Here is a 17,484-nt window from a genome sequence, read left to right as displayed (position 1 = left end):
TTCAGCCGGCCAGCGTCAGCCAGAGCGACAAGCCTTCCCCTGTCAGAACCGGCGGCGTGTCGACGGCGATGCGGACAGCGTCGGCGCGCGCGCGATCGAGGATCGCCGCCGGCACGTCGGGCTTGTGATACAGGCGATCCGCCTCCCCCAGCAGCCGCGCCGCGCGCAATGTGAGATCGTCGGGATCGGCCGAGTGGAGCAGGATCGTTTCGAGCCGGGACGGCGCCGCGTCCTCCTGCGTCGCCAGCCAGGCCGGCAGCGCATCCACGCCATCCCCACACAGAGGATCAAGGGGGCCGCCCGGCGCCAGCCCCGCGTCGATCGCGCGCCGCCGTCCATTGGCATCGGGCCAGCGCACGCGGATCGCGGAGCGCGCGTCGAACAAAGCCTGCGCCAGCGCCCCCAGCCGCGCGGGCAGCAGCGTCTCCAGCCGCTGGCGCAGCGCCTTGGCCAGGCCCGCCGATGCGCCGCCGGTGCCGATGGCGATCAGCACGGGATCGCGATCGACGATCGCGGGCAGGGTGAAGTCGCACTGGTCGGGATTGTCGGTCGCATTGACCAGGATGCCGCGCGCGCGCAGCCGATCGGCGGTGGCGACATCGCCGTCCGCGACGATGGCGAGGCGGGCCGCCTGATCCGTTTCATCGACGATGCGCGCGCCGGCCCGTTCGAGCAGGCGGCGCTTGGCCTCGGCCGCCTCCCCTTCGCCCGTCAGGATGACCGGGCGGCCCGTCAGCCGAAGGAAGACGGGCAGGCTGTGCATCAGTCGGCCAGCCAGTCGGGGATGATGTCACCGTCGATCAGCGCCTGGATCGGCGGACGTTCGCGCACCACCGCCCATTTAGCGCCGGCAACCAGCACTTCGGGCGTCAGCGGGCGACTGTTATAAGTGCCGGCCATGGTCGCGCCATAGGCGCCCGCCGTCATGAAGGCGACGAGATCGCCGGCCTGCACCACGTCCATGTCGCGATGCATGGCGAAAGTGTCCCCGGTTTCGCACACCGGGCCCACGACATTGGCGGTCGCGCGCGCACCAGTTGGCTGCACCGCGCGAATATCATGCCAGGCGTCGTAGAGGCTGGGGCGCATCAGGTCGTTCATCGCCGCGTCGACGATGACGAACGGCGCCTGCGCGCCCTGCTTCACGCGCACCACGCGCGAGAGCAGCACGCCGGCATTGCCGACGATGACGCGGCCGGGTTCGAACATCAGGCGGACGGGCCAGTCCTGCGTCACCCGGCATACCATCGCGCCATAGTCGGCAGGACTGGGCGGCAGGGGCTGGGCAGGATCATAGGGAACGCCAAGGCCGCCGCCCAGGTCGGCGGTGCGAATATCATGCCCCATCGCGCGCAGTGCGTCGATCAGCGCGCCGACCTTCACGAAGGCGGACTCCAACGGAGCGAGATCGGTCAGCTGGCTGCCGATATGGACGGCGACGCCCTGCACGTCGAGACCGGGGAGGTCGCGGGCGGCGGCGTAGCTTTCCAGCGCGCGATCATAGGGAATGCCGAACTTGTTTTCCGACTTGCCCGTCGAAATCTTGGCATGGGTGCCGGCGTCGACATCCGGGTTGATGCGGTAGGCGACCGGCGCGCGCTTGCCCATGGCGACGGCGACCTGCGAGAGCATCTCGGCTTCCGGTTCGCTTTCCAGATTGAACTGGTAGATGCCATGGTCCAGCGCCAGGCGCATTTCATCGGCGGTCTTGCCGACGCCGGAAAAGACGATGCGGCTGGCCGGAATGCCCGCCGCGACGGCGCGCAGCAGTTCGCCGCCCGACACGACATCGGCGCCAAGGCCCAGCTTCGCCAGCGTCGCCAGCACGGCGGCATTGGGATTGGCCTTGACCGCGAAGGCGATCAGCGGGTCGGACAGCTGCGACAGGCCATCGCGAAAGACGCCGACATGCCGTTCCAGCGTGGCGGTGGAATAGACATAGACGGGCGTGCCGACGGCCTGGGCAATGGCCTCCATCGGCACCTGCTCCACCTGCATGGCGCCGTCGACATAAGTGAAATGATCCAACGCTGTATCCTGTATCTTATCTGGGCTGCGCTTCGGGCGGCAGGTCAAATTCGTCGTCGGTGCGCTCGCGCGACTGGGTGAGCAGTTCGACGTTGCGCTCGGGCCGCGCCTGGATGGACGGGGTGAGCAGCTGGGTGCTGGTCGGCGCGGTCGCCGCGCCCACCGGCACGGCCGGCAGCGCCTGGCCCTCGACCGGCTTGAGCGGCTGGCGGCCGCCGCAGCCGGCGAGCGCCAGCGCCGTCATGCCGAGGCCCGCGATCATCCTGAGCATCTTCATCCCAGTTCCTCCTTCGCCTGCGCGATGCGGGCGCGCACCTGGTCGGGCGCGGTGCCGCCATGGCTGCTGCGGCTGGCGACCGAGGCGTCGACCGTCAGCACCGCATAGACGCGATCGTCGATGCGCGCGTCGATTGCCTGGAGCGTGTCGAGCGGCAGCTGGTCGAGCGGCACGCCCGCCTGCTCCGCCGCGGCCACCGCGCGGCCGGTGATATGATGCGCCTCGCGGAAAGGGATGCCGCCTTCGCGCACCAGCCAGTCGGCGAGGTCCGTAGCGGTTGCAAAGCCGCTTTCGGCCAGCGCGCGCATCCGGTCGGTGCGGAAGGTCACGGTTTCGACCATGCCGGTCATCGCCGCGATCGACAGGGCGAGCAGGTCATGCGCTTCGAACACCGGCGGCTTGTCGTCCTGCATATCCTTGGAATAAGCGAGCGGCAGGCCCTTCATGGTGACGCAGAGCGCGGTCATGCAGCCCATGATCCGGCCGGCATGGCCGCGCACCAGTTCGGCCGCATCGGGATTGCGCTTTTGCGGCATGATCGAGCTGCCGGTGGAATAGGCGTCGGGCAGCTTGACGAAGCCGAAGGGCTGGCTGGCCCAGATGATGAATTCCTCGGCCAGGCGCGAAAGATGCAGCGCGGCCTGGGTCGCCGCCATCAGATAGTCGAGCGCGAAGTCGCGATCGGACACGCTGTCGAGGCTGTTGTCGGTCGGCCTGGCGAAGCCCAGCGCCGCCGCCGTCATGTGGCGATCGGTCGGAAAGCCGGTGCCGGCCAGCGCCGCCGCGCCCAGCGGGCATTCGTTGAGGCGCGCGCGCGCGTCGGCAAAGCGGCTGCGGTCGCGGCGGACCATCTCATAATAGGCCATCAGATGATGGCCGAGCGTCACCGGCTGCGCCGACTGGAGATGCGTGAAGCCCGGCATCACCGCGTCGGCATGATCCTGCGCCCGCGCCACCAGCGCGCGCTGCAGCCCGGCGAGCCCCGCCTCCACATCATCGATGGCGTCGCGGACCCACAGGCGAAAATCGGTCGCGACCTGATCGTTGCGGCTGCGTGCGGTGTGCAGGCGGCCCGCCACAGGGCCGATCAGCTCGGCGAGCCGCGATTCGGTCACCATGTGAATATCCTCAAGGTCGAGGTTCACCGGCACGCCATGGGCTTCATATTCGGCGGCGATCTTGTCGAGCCCGCCGCTGATCGCATCGGCATCCGCCTGGTCGACGATGCCCTGCCGCGCCAGCATAGCGACATGCGCCTTGGACCCGGCAATATCCTGTTTCCACAGCCGCTTGTCGAAGGGGATGGAGGCATTTATCTCACGCATGATAGACGCCGGGCCGGCGGCGAACCGGCCGCCCCACATGCTGTTGGAGCCTGAACCCATGCTATCGTCGTCCCGCGCGCTAATGATGATGCTCCTGCTTGGCTTTCTGGCGGCCTGCGATAGGCAATCGCCGCCCAAGGAGCAAGATCATGCGCGCGTCAGCGGCGAGGCCGCGCCGACGACGGGCGAGGCGGCTGGAGCCGCGGGCGCAGACGCGGGAGCCCGGAACGATGCGACGTTCAATTACCGGATCGACCGCAGCAAGGCGGGCGCGCCGGCGCCCGATTTCGTTTTCCAGGACCCCGATGGCGGCGACGTAACGCTGCAGGATTTCGCCGGCACGCCGGTGCTGGTCAATTTGTGGGCAACCTGGTGCGCGCCCTGCGTCGCGGAAATGCCGACGCTCGACCGGGTAGCGGCGCGCTATGGCCCCGAGCGGCTGGGGGTGCTGACCATTTCGCAGGACATGCAAGGGGCGAAGGTCGTCGCCCCCTTCTTCGCCAAGCAGGATCTGCCGCATCTCAAAGCCTATGCCGATCCGGAAAACCGCTTCGGCTTCGCCTATGCGACGGGCGTGCTGCCGACCACGGTCCTTTACGACGCGCAGGGCAAAGAAATGCTGCGCGTGATCGGCGCGATGGATTGGGAAGGGGCCGACGCCCGCAAGCTGATCGACGCCGCAATGACGTCCTGAGACGCGGCCGATCCAATGATAGACGAACGAGCGTGAAAAAACCGCCATAGCTTCCGCCGAAAAGTGGAGGCTCCCATAATTTTTGCAGGCGGTCAGTCGTCATGATCACGCAATGCCAATAGATCGGCATTGGCGCTTGTGTCTTTTGAGACACAGAATCCAGTCTTCTGCATAATGCTGCGCTGCGGTAGCGGCTTGGCTGAAATCGTTCGTTCATCCCCTTGTCATCGACATTGCAAAAACAGGGGGCATGAATGACGAGACTGTCCGCATTGAAATTATCACTTATCCTGGCATCGTCCTGGTCGGCCTGCGCGATGGCGCAGGAAGCGCCGCAGGAACCGCAGGCCGACGACGGCACCGCCATCATCGTGACCGGCACGCGCGCTGTGGGCATCACCGCTGCCGACGCGGCTGCGCCGGTTCAGGTCTTGAGCGAAGATGCCATCAGCCATGTCGGCCAGCCGAACATGAACCAGGTGCTGACCCAGATCGTGCCGAGTTTCACGGCGCAGACGCAGGGCACGGACATGTCCAGCTTTTCGCTTTCGGCGCGCCTGCGCGGCCTCAGTCCCAATCACACGCTGGTCCTGGTGAACGGCAAGCGCCGTCACGGCAACGGCATTCTGCAAGTGCTGGGGGCATTTTCCGGGTCAGCGGCGCCCAGCATCGATCTTATTCCGCCCGACGCGATCGAACGGGTCGAAGTGCTGCAGGAAGGCGCCGCTGCCGTTTACGGAACCGATGCTATTGCTGGCGTCCTCAACTTCATCCTCAAGGATGACACTGAGGGCGGCAGCCTCAAATTCACCGGCGGCCAGAATTATAACAGCGAAGGCGAGCTTTTTTCCGCGTCCGGTCGCTTTGCCACGAAGCTTGGCGAGGATGGCTATCTCGACCTGACGCTCTTTCATCGGCGACAAGATTATACGACGGTAGGCAAGGGGCAGGTTCAGGTAACGCAAGCCGACGGCAGTCTTCAGCCCAATGCTCCCGCCCAATGGGCCAACCTGACTGGCGACGCCTTGGCCAACATCAACGGCGGTCAACCCAAGTCGAAACTGAACATCGCCTTTTTCAACGCCGGCTATGATTTCGGCGGAGTGGAGATTTATTCCTTCGGCGATTATGCCCGCCGCGAAGGCTGGGCCAAGCAAGGCTACCGCCATCCCAAGCGCATCTGCTACGAAACCGGCAACCTGGGCGGCAGCGTTACACCGGCCGCCTATGATCCCAGCATTTGCTATAGCGACACCGGCGTATGGGGCATGGTGCCGCTGCAGCATGTGATAGAGGATGAATATAGCTTCACCTTCGGTGCCAGGGGCGAATTCGCGAGCGGCTGGAATTACGATCTGAGCGGCACGTACGGCTATCAGAAGAACGAGATATGGACCGAGAGATCGGCCCATCGCGAAGTGTGGCAGGAAAGCTATGCCGCCGCCCTGCAGGGTATCGGCACGCCCAACACGCCGGACAAGGCCTATGACGGTGGTTTCCGCCTGAGCCAGACGACCGTCACTGCGGACATCCGAAAGGAGTTCGACACCGGCATGGCCGGCCCGCTGACGCTCGCGTTCGGCGGCGAGTATCGCAAGGACATGTACGAGATCGTGCAGGGCGATTTCTATTCGACCTACAAGACCGGTGTTCAATCCTTCCCTGGCTACAAGGCCACCGATGCCGGGCGCTACACGCGCAGTTCCAGAGCAGGTTACATCAACCTGATCGCGGAGCCTGTCGACGGCTGGAGCGTCGATCTCGCAGGCCGGTATGAAGATTATACCGACTTTGGCGACACGCTGATCGGCAAGATCACGACGCGCTATGATTTCTCCGACGCATTTGCGATCCGCGGCACCGCATCCACGGGCTTTCGCGCTCCTACGCTGGCCGAGCAGAAATATTCGACCATCAACGTCGGGCCGACCAGCGCAGTGGCTCAATTGCCGGCCGGCACTCCAGCCGCAGCGCTTCTGGGCTTTGGCCCGCTTGGTCCTGAAAAGTCGAAGAATTTTTCGGCAGGCATCGTCGTTCGCCCTGTGCCCAAACTGGCGATCACGGCCGACGCCTATCTGATCAAGATCAAGGATCGCATAGCCGCCACCGCATCGCGCAATGCGGTGCAAGGGGGCGTTATCCAGCCTGGCGCGGCCGCGATTTTCGACGCCTTGGCGGCTGCCGGCATCGTGCTGGACACGGCGCTGCAAACAGTCGGCGTTCAAAGCTTCACCAACGGCATCGATACGCGCACCTGGGGCGTGGATGTGTCTGTGAGCTATCCCGTGGCCCTGGATTTCGGCACGTTGAACCTGTCGCTGACCGGCAACTACAACAAGACCAAGATCACGGACAACAAGGTCGGCTATCCCCTGTTCAACGCAGCGTCGGAAAGCAATATCGAGGATTCCACGCCGGACTACAAACTGGTGGCCGCCGCTCTGTTCAAGACCGGCAGGTTCACCCTGAACCTGCGTGAGACCTTTTACGGCAAGACCAGCATGAAGGTTCGGCCCGGCTTCACTCCGCGCAATGCCGATGGCAGCATCAACATTCCGGACGGCGGCTACCTGATCCAGGATGGCGCTGGCGGAGCCGACCAGCTTTACTTTGATGGGGTGGTGAAGGCCGCCGCCATCACTGATCTGGAAGCCGGCTATGACTTTACCGACGCCATGACCTTCTCGATCGGCGCGAACAACCTGTTCAACAAGCGGCCGGAAGTGCCCGATCTGGTCACAGGCGTGAGCGTCCCGGTAGGCATATCCCCCTACCAGAACGGGTCCGGGGCCTATGGCGCCTATTATGGCCACGGCCCCTATGGCACGGCAGGGGGCTATTATTACGCGCGTCTCGACTTCAAGTTCTGACGAGGTCGCCAAGGAGGGCCGGTCCAGCGATGGACCGGCCCTTTTCCTGTTTTCCAAGCGAAAGGCGAATCATGACCCTGTCCCGACGAATGATGATGCGCGGCGCGGTCGCGGTGGCGGGCGCCGCTTCGGCCGCGCCGGCGCTGGCGCAGCGCGGACGGGCGGTGGCGCTGCCCGACGATCCGGCCGGCATGGTCGCGACGCTGACCGATGCGGTCTATATCAACAGCAACGAGCATCCCGTCGGCCCCGGCCCAGCCGCGCTGGCCGCCCTGGCGACGCTGCCGCCGCTGTCGGGGCGCTATGGCATGGCCTTCGCCGGCAAGCTGGAAAGCCTGTTCGCCCGGCAGAACGGCCTGTCGCCCGAGCAGGTGCAGGTCCATCCCGGATCCTTCATGCCATTGCGGTCGGTGGCGCTGAGCTACAGCACGCCCGAACGGCCGATCGCCTATTTCGAGCCGACATTCGACCAAGGGTTCCTGGGCCCCGGCAATGACAGCGTCACCCGGTCGGTCGCGGTGCCGCTGGCCGGCGATTTCCGGGCGGACCCGAAAAAGCTGCTGGCCGCTGCGCCCGATGCGGGCGTCTATTATCTCTGCAATCCCAATAATCCCACCGGCCTTACCACCGCGCGCGGCGACATCGAATGGCTGCTGGCTCACAAGCCCAGGGGCAGCATCCTGCTGGTGGACGAGGCCTATATCCAGTTCAGCGACGCGCACAGCTGCCTGGACCTGATCCCGCAAGGCGCGGACCTGCTGGTGACGAGGACATTTTCCAAGATTTACGGGCTGGCCGGCCTGCGCTGCGGCCTGATCGCCGGGCGCAAGGAGTTGCTGGACGGGATGGCGCGCTACGGCGTCAACATCACGCCCATGCCCGCCGTGGTCGCGGCCGAGGCGAGCCTGCTCGACCCGGATCTGGTGCCCACGCGCAAGGCGCAGAACAAGGCGGTGCGCGACGATCTGATCGCCTGGTGCGCGGCGCAGGGCCTGCGCACCCTGCCCAGCCAGGCGAGTTTCCTGATGATCCATGTCGGCCGGCCCGGCGCCGATGTGACGGCGGCGCTGGCGAAGGCGCGCATCTTCATCGGCGGGCCGCGCAAGCATATGGAGGACTGGGTGCGCGTGTCGATCGGCACCGCGGCGGAGATGCAGGCGTTCAAGGCAGCGCTGCTGAAAGTCCTGGCATGAGCGTGTCGCGGCGGCAGGCGCTGGGCCTTGCCATCGCCGCGCCGATCGCGACCCCGATCGCAACCCAGGCGGCGCGGGCGGCAGCGGCGGGGCCGGTGCTGCCGGACAGGGCCAGCTTCGCCGCGACGCCGATCGCCTATCTCGACAGCGCGTCGACGCACCCGATCAGCCTGGGCGCTCGCAAGGCGATGGACGCCTATGTCGCCGGGCGCACGCTCGATCCACTTGCGCCGCCGCCGGTGGATCGCGCCGCCACGCTCGCCACATTCGCGCGGCTGGTGAACGCCGACCCCCAGGAGGTGACCTGGGTGCAATCCACCACCATGGGTGAGCAGGCGGTGCTGCGCGCGCTGGGCTTGCCCCATGCCGGCGGTCGCATCGTCACCGACATGCTGCATTTCTACGCCGCCTTTCCCATGTATCAGGAGTTCGCCAAGCGGGGCGTGGACGTCGCCTGGGTGAAGCCGCGCGACGGGCGCATCCTGTTGGAGGACATGGCGCGCGCGATCGTGCCGGGGACGAAGCTGGTCAGCCTGTCGCTCGTATCCACCTATAATGGCTTCCAGCACGACCTGAAGGCGGTGTGTGCGCTCGCCCATGCAGTGGGCGCGCTGGTCTATGCCGACATCATCCATGCGGCGGGCGCGGTGCCGGTGGACCTGCATGACAGCGGCGTCGATTTCGCCGCCTGCGCCACCTATAAATGGCTGATGGGGGATTTCGGGCTCGGCTTCCTCTATGCGCGGCGGGGCGTGCTGGACGCGCTGCCGCAGGGTGATTTCGGCTATTATGGGTTCGCCGCGCCCGACGCGCCGCCCGGCATCGCGCTGTCGCCGCCGCAAACCCATGTCTATCCCATGGACCCGCCCGGCGATGCGCCAACCAGCTACCGCAGGCGCCCGGGCGCGCTCGGCCATTTCGGCACGGGCACCTATGCGCAGGCGGTGGTGGCCGCGATCGACCATGGCCTGAACTATATCGACGCGATCGGCGTGAGCGCGATCCAGGCGCATGCGCAAGCGCTGATCGGCGCGCTGCGCGACGGGCTGAACGCCAGGGGCTATCGGATCATCACGCCGCCGGGCACGCGCACGCCGCTGCTGACCGCGCTGCTGACCGACGCCAGGGCGCGGCTGAGCGAGCCGCTGGCGCGGGCGCGGGTGCGGGTCTCGCTGCACGATCATCATCTCCGCATCTCGCCTTCGGTCTTCAACGATCTGGACGATGTCGACCGGCTGCTCGCCGCCCTGCCCCGCGCCTGAATCGGCCTTGCTCCAGCCATAATCGCCGGCCAGCCTGCGCTTCGGCTCCATCGCTGGAGCCTGGTTGCCGGAGATGGTCCGATGATGCGCCTGATCCTTGCCCTGCAGACCGTCGGCGCGACCGGCATCCCATCGGACTTTGACTTGAAATCGGTCAAGCCGTCCGCGCCCGACACGATCGTCGTCACCGCCCGCCGGCAGAGCCAGCGGATCGAACGGGACGCGATCACCGGAGAACCGCCGCTCGGCCGCGCGGAAATCGCCATAGGTAACGCCAAGGCGGACCTGCAGGTCAGCAGTCAGAGCTTCGGCAACGGCACCACATCGCAGCGGGTGATGGTGGGCATCAAGATCCCCTTCTGACGCGCCTCACCCGCGCGGCCGCCACGTCGCCAGCCGCCAGAGATAGAGGATGACCGCGCCCACGACGCAGATCGTCGCGGCAGGCCCCAGATAGCGGTCGATGTCCTGGAAATTGCGCCCCAGCACATAGCCGGCATAGGCAAGGATGATGTTCCAGATCAGCGCGCCGCCCGCCGTCCACAGCAGGAAGCGCAGGTGCCCCATGCGGAACAGGCCGGCGGGCAGCGAGATCATCGTGCGAAAGGCGGGCAGGAAGCGGAAGACGAAGACGACGATCTGGCCATATTTCCCGAACAGATGGTCCAGCGCCTCGACGTCGCGCCACTCCAACGTCGCCCAGCGCCCATAGCGATCGACCAGCGGCTTCAATCGCTGAAAGCCCAGCATATGCCCGACCAGATACCAGAAATAATTGCCGATCGTGGTGCCGACGGTGCCGGCCATCAGCAGCCAGCCCATTTCCATCCGCCCCTGCCCGACGCGGATGCCGCCAATGCCCATGATGAGTTCGGACGGAATGGGCGGAAAGACATTTTCCAGCACCATCAGGAGCGCAATGCCCCAATAGCCGCCCGCGTCGATCAGGCGGAGCACCCAGTCGGTCATGTCAGCGGCTCATAGTCAGGAAAAGCATCACGGTGGCTCAACGCGCCAACCGCCGGTCCGTTCAGTCCGCGGCCCGCGCCGCCAGCCGCGCGTCGATCGCGTCCCAGATCATGCCGCCGGTGTCGGTGCCGTCAAAGGCCTCGATCGACACGATCCCGGTAGGCGAGGTGACGTTGATTTCCGTCAGCCATTCGCCCCCGATGACGTCGATGCCGACGAAGAGCAGACCGCGCGCCTTGAGCTCCGGCCCCAAGGCCGCGCAGATTTCCCGCTCCTTGTCGGTAAGCTCTGTCCTGGCGGCCGATCCGCCCACGGCCAGATTGGACCGGATCTCTCCCTTGCCCGGTATCCGGTTGACCGCGCCCATGACTTCGCCGTCGATCAGCACGATGCGCTTGTCCCCTTCGGCCACGCCCGGGATGAAAGCCTGAACCATGAAGGGTTCGACCCATTTTTCCTTGAACAGCTCGACCAGCGAGGACAGGTTCGCCCCGTTCGCGCCGACGTGGAACACCGCCACCCCGCCATTACCATAGAGCGGCTTCACCACGATCTCGCCATGTTCGGCGAGGAAGCTCTTCACCTGCGCCAGGTCGCGCGTGATCATGGTCGGCGGCATGAAGCGCGCATAGTCGAGCACGAACAGCTTTTCGGGCGCGTTGCGGACGGATGCGGGATCATTGACCACCAGCGTTTCGGACTGGACCCGTTCGAGCAGGTGAGTAGCGGTGATATAGCTGAGGTCGAAAGGCGGGTCCTGCCGCATCAGCACGACATCGACGTCGCGGCCAAGATCCAGCAGTTCGGGCGCGCCGAAGGCGAAATGATCGCCGGCGACCTTCTGCACCTTCACCGGCCGCGCCTGCGCCAGCACGCGGCCGTCGCGATAGCTGAGGTCGGGGGCGAGATAATGATAGAGCTTATGCCCGCGCGCCTGCCCCGCGAGCATGATGTGGAAGGTCGAATCGCCGGCGATATTGATCCCTTCCATCGGGTCCATCTGCACCGCGACGGTCAGGGGGTTGAATTGCGTCATTCCAAACACCTTCCACGAACAAGAAGAGGGCGCGGCAGGCCGCCGTCACCCCCCATGCCAGACATTGGCCAGATGGCGAGGCGGGCGGCCGGGCGCAAGGAGGATGACGTCTAATCGCATGTCGTCGCCCGGTTTCGCCAGGTCATGCCACAGGATTTCGGCGGCGGCCGCCACGCGCGCCAGGCGCCGCTCGTCGATCGCCAGGTCCAGCTCCGCCGCGCTCGCCCGCGCCTTTACCTCGACGAAAACGAGCATGGCGCCGCGACGCGCGACCAGGTCGACTTCGCCCGCGCGCGTGCGCATTCGGCGGCCGACAATCTGCCAGCCCTTGAGCCGCAGCCACCAGGCGGCGATGCGTTCGGCCTGCCGCCCGCGCCGTTCCGCCTGGCTGCGGCTCATCCCTTCAGCTCCATGGCTCGGTCATAGAGGGTGCGGCGGTCGAGCCCGAGTTTCCTGGCGACCTCGCCCGCTGCCTTCGATACCGGCAGGCGCGCCATCGCTTCCAGCAAGGCGGCGTCGGCATCCTCGGCGCTGGGCGGCGGCGCTTCGCCGGGCGGGCCGACGATGACGACGATCTCCCCCTTGGGCGGCGCATCGGCGTAGCGCGCGGACAAGGCGGTCAGCGGCCCCGTCGCCGTTTCCTCGAACGCCTTGCTGATCTCGCGGCTGACAGCAGCGTCGCGATCGCCCAGATGCGCGGCCATGGCCGAGAGGCTGTCGGCCAGGCGCGGCCCGCTTTCATAGAAGACCAAAGTCGCGCGCAGCGCCGCCACTTCGTCCAGCGCGTCGCCCCGCGCCTTCGCCTTCGACGGCAGGAAGCCCATGAAGAGAAACCGGTCGGTCGGCAGGCCCGACAGCGTCAGCGCCGCGACCGCCGCGCTGGGGCCGGGCAAGGTCGTGATCTTGCGCCCCGCCGCCCGCGCGTCGCGCACCAGCTTGTAGCCCGGATCGGAAATAAGTGGCGTGCCCGCATCCGACAGCAGCGCCACCGATTCGCTGGCCATGCGATCAATGAGCCGCTGGCGCACATGATCGGCGCTGTGGTCATGATAAGGCAGCATCGGCCGGTCGGACCCGGCATGGCGCAGCAGCCGGGCGCTGACGCGCGTATCCTCGACCGCGATCACGTCCGCGCGGCGCAATATCTCGGCCGCGCGCGGGGTCAGGTCTCCAAGGTTGCCGATCGGCCCTGCGACGATGTAAAGCCCGGGCTCCAGCCCAGAAAGTTCAGTTTCCATAAGGACGCCAGATGACAGAGACGGATGCCCCCCGGCAAGCGAACATCTTCGCTTCGATGCAGCGCGGCGCGCGCATCGCCTTCATGGGGGCGGCGCTGTTCCTGGCCGCCTGTCAGTCGATCGTTCCCAAGGCCCCCGCGCCCACCACGCCCACGGCGCCGACCCGGCCGACCACGCCGGAAGTGGTGCAGGGCCTGCCCACCGACGCCGCGCGCCATCGCGTCGCGCTGCTGGTGCCGATGAGCGGCGCCAATGCGGGTGTGGGCCAGTCGATCGCCAACGCCACCACGCTCGCCCTGCTCGACACCAAGACGGACAAGGTGCGCATCACCACCTATGACACCGCGCTGGGCGCCGCGGCGGCGGCGACCAAGGCGCTGGCCGACGGCAATCGCCTGATCCTGGGGCCGTTGCTGGCAGAGGATGCGCGCATCGTCGGGCCGATCGCCGCGCGCGCCAATGTGCCGGTGATCAGCTTTTCCAACGACAGCAGCGTCGCGGGCAACGGCGTCTACATCATGGGCTACAACCCCAACCAGTCGATCGAGCGCGTGGTCGACTTCGCCAGGTCGAAGGGGCTGAGCCAGTTCGGTGCGCTGGTGCCGCGCGGCACCTATGGCGAGCGGGCCGGCAATGCGATGCTGCGCGCGGTCGAGCAGGCGGGCGGCACCGTCGTGTCGATGCAGACCTTTGACCGGTCGGCCGGATCAATCACCGCAGCGGTCAAGAAGCTGCAGGCCTCCTCCAGCTATGACGCGCTGCTGATCGCCGATTCCGGACGCGTGGCGTTGCAGGTCGCGCCGATCCTGCGCAAGAATGGCGACGGCAGCGCACGGTTGCTGGGCACCGAATTGTGGAATGCGGAGCCCTCGCTCGCCAGCAACCCGGCGCTGCGCGGCGCCTGGTTCGCCAGCGTTTCGGACGGCCTTTATCGCCAGCTCGTCTCCAAATATCGCGCGCGCTATGGATCGGCGCCCTTCCGCCTGTCCTCGCTGGGCTATGACGCCGTGCTGCTGACGGTGCGGATCGCCCAGCAGTGGAAGCCCGGCGCGCCCTTCCCCGCCGCGCGTCTGCGCGATGCGGGCGGCTTTTCCGGCATCGATGGCGCGTTCCGCTTCACCCGCAGCGGCGTCGCCGAGCGCGCGCTGGAAGTGTCCGAAGTGGGCGCCGGCAGCTTCACCATCGTCGATCCCGCACCGCGCAGCTTCGCGGAATGAAACCAGGCTGGCGGCTTCATCGCTCCTGATCCGTTCCATCGCTCATGCGGACCATGAGAAGGAAGAGCTGAGCCCATGTCGCTGACCGTCCGCATCCTGATCGCGCTGGTCGCCGGCCTTGGCTGCGGCATCCTGCTCGCCGAATGGGGCGGCGCCTGGGATGCCGCGATCGTCAGCGTGGCGCAACCGATCGGAAAGGCGTGGCTTGGCGGCCTCCAGATGCCGCTAATCCCGCTGATCTTCGCCCTGCTGGTGACTGGCATCGCTCAGGCGGCCACGACCGCGCGCAGCAACGGCCTGGCCGGGCGCGCGATCGGCCTGTTCGCGATGCTGCTGGTTGGCGCAGCGAGCGTTGCCGCGCTGGCGGGCCCGCTGCTGCTGGCGCTATGGCCCGTGCCGAGCGGCGCCGTCGGCGCGCTCGCCGGGGCGGGGCCTGTCAGCGAGGTGCCCGACGTCCGTCCGTCCGCCGAGTGGCTGCTGGGCTTCATCCCGGTCAACCCGCTCAAATCCGCCGCCGAAGGGCAGGTCGTCGCGATCGTGCTGTTCGCGCTCATCTTCGGCTTTGCCGTGACGCGCATCGCGCCCGACCGGCGAGCGCAGCTCACCGGCCTGTTCCAGGCGTTGGCCGACGCGCTGCTGGTGGTGGTGAACTGGGTGTTGTGGCTGGCGCCGGCGGGTGTCTTTGCGCTCGCGCTGGTGGCGGGCGCGCGGTCCGGGCTGGCGACCGCAGGGGCGCTGCTCCACTATATCGCGTTCATCGTGGCCCTGTGCCTGCTGGTGACGCTGCTGGTCTATCCGCTGGCGGTGCTGCTGGGGCGGATCGGCCCCGGCCGCTTTGCCCGCGCCGTCTTCCCGGCGCAGGCCATCGCCTTTTCGACGCAAAGCTCGATCGCGTCGCTGCCCGCCATGATCCAGGCGAGCGACGGGCCATTGGCGGTGCGGGAAACGAGCCGATCGATCGTGCTGCCGCTCGCCATATCGCTGTTCCGCATCACCAGCCCGCCGGCCAATCTGGGAGTCGCCCTCTATGTCGCGGCGATGAACGGCGTGGACCTGGGCGCGACGCAGCTGATTCTGGGCGGTCTGGTTGCGGCGATCGTCAGCCTGGCGGCGGTGGGGCTTCCGAGCCAGATCACCTTCTTCACCACCACCGGCCCGATCTGCCTGGCGATGGGCGTCCCTGTCGAAGCGTTGCCGCTGTTGCTGGCGGTGGAGACGGTGCCCGACATCTTCCGCACCGTGGGCAATGTCACCGCCGACATGGGCGTGGCGCGCATTCTGGACCAGCGGGACGCAGCGACCCGCTGATGCGCCAAGGTCAGGGCGCGCGGCGGGCGCTGACGATGGTGACGGGGGTTTCGAGCATCTGTCCCTTCATCACCCCTTCGCCCTTGGCCGGCGATTTCGGCGCGGCGAGGATGGCTTTGACGACATCCAGCCCCTCGACCACATGGGCGAAGACGGCAAAGCCCTGATTGTCGCCCGGCGCATCGGGATGCGCATCCATCGACGGCATGCGGCCGAGCACGACGAAGAAGTCGCCGGTCGCGCTGCCGGGCGCATAGCGGGCCATGGACAGGGCGCCGTCATCATGGATCAGGCCCGTCCGGCTGGTCGGCTCATGCGCGATCGGCGGCAGGATGCGCTTGGGATCATTTTGCGGGCCGCCCTGCACGAAGCCATAATCGGGCGCGCCGACGCCGCGGTAGAAAGCGGTTCCGTCGAACCGCTTCTGATCGACATATTTGAGGAAGTTGGCGGCGGTCACCGGTGCCTTGCCCTGGTGCACGGCGATGACGATCGGGCCCTTGTCCGTCTGCATCAGCACGCGCACGTCGGCGGGATCCGGCGCGGGAGCCGGCGACGTCTGCGCCAGTGCCGGGGAGACGGCCAGGAAGGCGGCGAGGATGAGGGCGAGCTGGCGAATCATGGCCGCCAGCCTAGCCGATCAGGCGCGCGGCGCCAGAGGGCGCGTCAGCCCTCCAGCTGGCGCTGGAGCGCGCGGATGTCGGCGTCCATGTCCGGACTGGTTTCGCGCAGCGCCTCGATCGTGCGCACGGCGTGGATCACGGTGCTGTGATCGCGGCCGCCGAAGATGCGGCCGATTTCCGGCAGCGAGCGCGGCGTCATCTTCTTGGCCAGATACATGGCGACCTGGCGCGGGCGCGCCACCGCGCGGGCGCGCCGCTTGGATCGCATTTCGGCCGGGTCGATCTTGAAATGGGCCGCGCAGGCCTTCTGGATCTCGTCGACCGTGATGCGCCGGGCATTGGCGCGGACCGCATCGGCCAGCATCTGCTGCGCGAAATCCAGGTCGATGGCGCGGCCGGTCAACTGGCCATAGGCGACCAGCTTGTTGAAGGCCCCCTCCAGCTCGCGCACATTCGAGCGGATCGAGCGGGCAAGGAAATCGATCACCATGTCGGGCACGGGCGGGTCGCCGGCAACAGCCCGCTTCGATTCGAGGATGGCGAGGCGCAGATCGAGATCGGCGGCGCGGATATCCGCCACCAGCCCGCCGGCGAGCCGCGAGAGGATGCGGGCGTCGATCGACTCAAGCATCTGCGGCGGGCGGTCGGCGGTCACGACGATGCGCGCGCCCGAATCGATCAGGTCGTTGATCGTGTGGAGAAACTCCTCCTGCGTCGACCCCTTGCCCGCGATGAACTGAATATCGTCGACCAGCAGCAGCCGCGCGGCGCGCAGGCGCGCCTTGAAGGCCATGGTCTCATTGGCGCGCATCGCATTCACGAACTCCATCATGAAGCGCTCGGCCGACATGTAGAGGACCGGGGCGGCGGGCGAATGCGCGGAGAAGGCGGCCGCGATGCCGTGCAGCAGGTGCGTCTTGCCCTGCCCGGTGCCGCCATGGATGAACAGCGGGGTGAAGCGCGGCTGCGCCTCGCCCGCCATCGCCAGCGCCGCGGACCAGGCCAGGCGGTTGGTGTCGCCCACGACGAAGCTGTCGAGGTCGTGGCGCGGTTGGAAATTGGAGGCGACGGGCGATTCGGTCGCCACATCCACAGGTTCGCTGGCCGGCACGACTTCCAGCAGGCGCGGGCCAGTGGCGTCGGGCGCGCGGCGGACCCGCACCTCGCGCACGCCCGCCCCTGCGCTGCGCCACGCCATGCGCAACCTGTCGCCAAATTGGCCGGACACGAAATTGGCGCTGAAGTCGGTGGCGACCAGCAGGTCGAGCGTCTGCGATTCGGGGCAATAGTCGCCCAGGCGGGCAGGCTTCAGCCACTGGTCGAACAGACGCGCGCCCAGGTCGCGGCGCAGACCGGCGCGGATCGCGGTCCAGGCAGCGTCCAGGCCCGTAACATCCTGAATTTCCGTAGCCTGCCGTCCAACCACCGCCGCCTTGCCCTTCAT

17 protein-coding genes are annotated in these 17,484 nt (G+C 67.1%); 7 read left to right on the top strand and 10 right to left on the bottom strand.

Translation table 11 applies throughout. The annotated features are described in order from the left end of the window. Window position 1 precedes the first annotated feature (1 nt). From ACGGKE_RS00085 to argH, 4 genes are read right to left on the bottom strand one after another with little or no spacing between them, the layout of a single operon-like run. A complete protein-coding gene (locus ACGGKE_RS00085) occupies window positions 2-763 on the bottom strand; it encodes an NAD(P)-dependent oxidoreductase (RefSeq protein WP_394439095.1) in 762 nt (253 codons plus the stop codon). Further along, the gene (lysA, locus tag ACGGKE_RS00080; protein WP_394439094.1) at window positions 763-2,028 is read right to left on the bottom strand and encodes a diaminopimelate decarboxylase; all 1,266 of its coding nucleotides are present in this window, start codon (window positions 2,026-2,028) and stop codon (window positions 763-765) included. The genes ACGGKE_RS00085 and lysA overlap by 1 nt, the downstream gene beginning before the upstream one ends. A gap of 16 nt (window positions 2,029-2,044) precedes the next feature. Beyond that, window positions 2,045-2,305 carry a hypothetical protein gene (locus ACGGKE_RS00075; RefSeq protein ID WP_394439093.1) on the bottom strand — a complete coding sequence of 87 codons (261 nt, stop codon included), beginning with the start codon at window positions 2,303-2,305 and terminating at the stop codon, window positions 2,045-2,047. Continuing rightward, a complete protein-coding gene (gene argH / locus ACGGKE_RS00070; protein WP_394442065.1) occupies window positions 2,302-3,669 on the bottom strand; it encodes an argininosuccinate lyase in 1,368 nt (455 codons plus the stop codon). The genes ACGGKE_RS00075 and argH overlap by 4 nt, the downstream gene beginning before the upstream one ends. A 43-nt stretch (window positions 3,670-3,712) precedes the next feature. Here argH and ACGGKE_RS00065 point away from each other — a divergent pair, with 43 nt between their 5' ends. The 5 genes from ACGGKE_RS00065 (at window position 3,713) to ACGGKE_RS00045 (ending at window position 10,012) form a co-directional block, all read left to right on the top strand. Next, window positions 3,713-4,324: a TlpA family protein disulfide reductase gene (locus ACGGKE_RS00065; RefSeq protein ID WP_394439092.1), complete on the top strand. Its 612-nt coding sequence runs from the start codon at window positions 3,713-3,715 to the stop codon at window positions 4,322-4,324. A gap of 254 nt (window positions 4,325-4,578) precedes the next feature. Then, a complete protein-coding gene (locus ACGGKE_RS00060) occupies window positions 4,579-7,194 on the top strand; it encodes a TonB-dependent receptor plug domain-containing protein (RefSeq protein ID WP_394439091.1) in 2,616 nt (871 codons plus the stop codon). A 71-nt stretch (window positions 7,195-7,265) separates the two neighbouring features. Next, window positions 7,266-8,387 carry an aminotransferase class I/II-fold pyridoxal phosphate-dependent enzyme gene (locus ACGGKE_RS00055; RefSeq protein ID WP_394439090.1) on the top strand — a complete coding sequence of 374 codons (1,122 nt, stop codon included), beginning with the start codon at window positions 7,266-7,268 and terminating at the stop codon, window positions 8,385-8,387. Further along, the gene (locus ACGGKE_RS00050) at window positions 8,384-9,649 is read left to right on the top strand and encodes an aminotransferase class V-fold PLP-dependent enzyme (RefSeq protein WP_394439089.1); all 1,266 of its coding nucleotides are present in this window, start codon (window positions 8,384-8,386) and stop codon (window positions 9,647-9,649) included. The genes ACGGKE_RS00055 and ACGGKE_RS00050 overlap by 4 nt, the downstream gene beginning before the upstream one ends. 81 nt (window positions 9,650-9,730) lie before the next feature. Continuing rightward, window positions 9,731-10,012 carry a hypothetical protein gene (locus ACGGKE_RS00045; protein ID WP_394439088.1) on the top strand — a complete coding sequence of 94 codons (282 nt, stop codon included), beginning with the start codon at window positions 9,731-9,733 and terminating at the stop codon, window positions 10,010-10,012. 6 nt (window positions 10,013-10,018) lie between these two features. Here ACGGKE_RS00045 and ACGGKE_RS00040 read toward each other — a convergent pair whose 3' ends face one another. The 4 genes from ACGGKE_RS00040 to rsmI form a co-directional block, all read right to left on the bottom strand. Beyond that, window positions 10,019-10,618: a DedA family protein gene (locus tag ACGGKE_RS00040; protein WP_394439087.1), complete on the bottom strand. Its 600-nt coding sequence runs from the start codon at window positions 10,616-10,618 to the stop codon at window positions 10,019-10,021. A gap of 61 nt (window positions 10,619-10,679) precedes the next feature. Next, on the bottom strand, window positions 10,680-11,654 hold the full coding sequence (gshB, locus tag ACGGKE_RS00035) for a glutathione synthase (RefSeq protein WP_394439086.1): 975 nt from the start codon (window positions 11,652-11,654) through the stop codon (window positions 10,680-10,682). 45 nt (window positions 11,655-11,699) lie between these two features. Further along, complete coding sequence (locus tag ACGGKE_RS00030; RefSeq protein ID WP_394439085.1) at window positions 11,700-12,053, bottom strand: YraN family protein; 354 nt, start codon at window positions 12,051-12,053, stop codon at window positions 11,700-11,702. After that, complete coding sequence (gene rsmI, locus ACGGKE_RS00025; protein WP_394439084.1) at window positions 12,050-12,892, bottom strand: 16S rRNA (cytidine(1402)-2'-O)-methyltransferase; 843 nt, start codon at window positions 12,890-12,892, stop codon at window positions 12,050-12,052. The genes ACGGKE_RS00030 and rsmI overlap by 4 nt, the downstream gene beginning before the upstream one ends. Window positions 12,893-12,903: 11 nt before the next feature. On the opposite strand from rsmI, the gene ACGGKE_RS00020 reads away from it, so the two are divergent. Together ACGGKE_RS00020 and ACGGKE_RS00015 are read left to right on the top strand one after the other, a co-directional pair. After that, the gene (locus ACGGKE_RS00020; RefSeq protein ID WP_394439083.1) at window positions 12,904-14,109 is read left to right on the top strand and encodes a penicillin-binding protein activator; all 1,206 of its coding nucleotides are present in this window, start codon (window positions 12,904-12,906) and stop codon (window positions 14,107-14,109) included. Window positions 14,110-14,184: 75 nt separating this feature from the next. Further along, complete coding sequence (locus tag ACGGKE_RS00015) at window positions 14,185-15,417, top strand: dicarboxylate/amino acid:cation symporter (protein WP_394439082.1); 1,233 nt, start codon at window positions 14,185-14,187, stop codon at window positions 15,415-15,417. A gap of 10 nt (window positions 15,418-15,427) precedes the next feature. Here the strand turns inward: ACGGKE_RS00015 and ACGGKE_RS00010 are convergent, their stop codons facing one another. Then, a complete protein-coding gene (locus ACGGKE_RS00010; protein ID WP_394439081.1) occupies window positions 15,428-16,039 on the bottom strand; it encodes a peptidylprolyl isomerase in 612 nt (203 codons plus the stop codon). 44 nt (window positions 16,040-16,083) lie between these two features. Beyond that, a complete protein-coding gene (gene dnaA, locus ACGGKE_RS00005) occupies window positions 16,084-17,484 on the bottom strand; it encodes a chromosomal replication initiator protein DnaA (RefSeq protein WP_394439080.1) in 1,401 nt (466 codons plus the stop codon).

This window comes from Sphingobium naphthae (assembly GCF_043589935.1).
GTDB lineage: Bacteria > Pseudomonadota > Alphaproteobacteria > Sphingomonadales > Sphingomonadaceae > Sphingobium > Sphingobium naphthae_A.
Note: the sequence above shows the minus strand (reverse complement) of the source record. Positions and strands in the feature narration are given on the sequence as shown.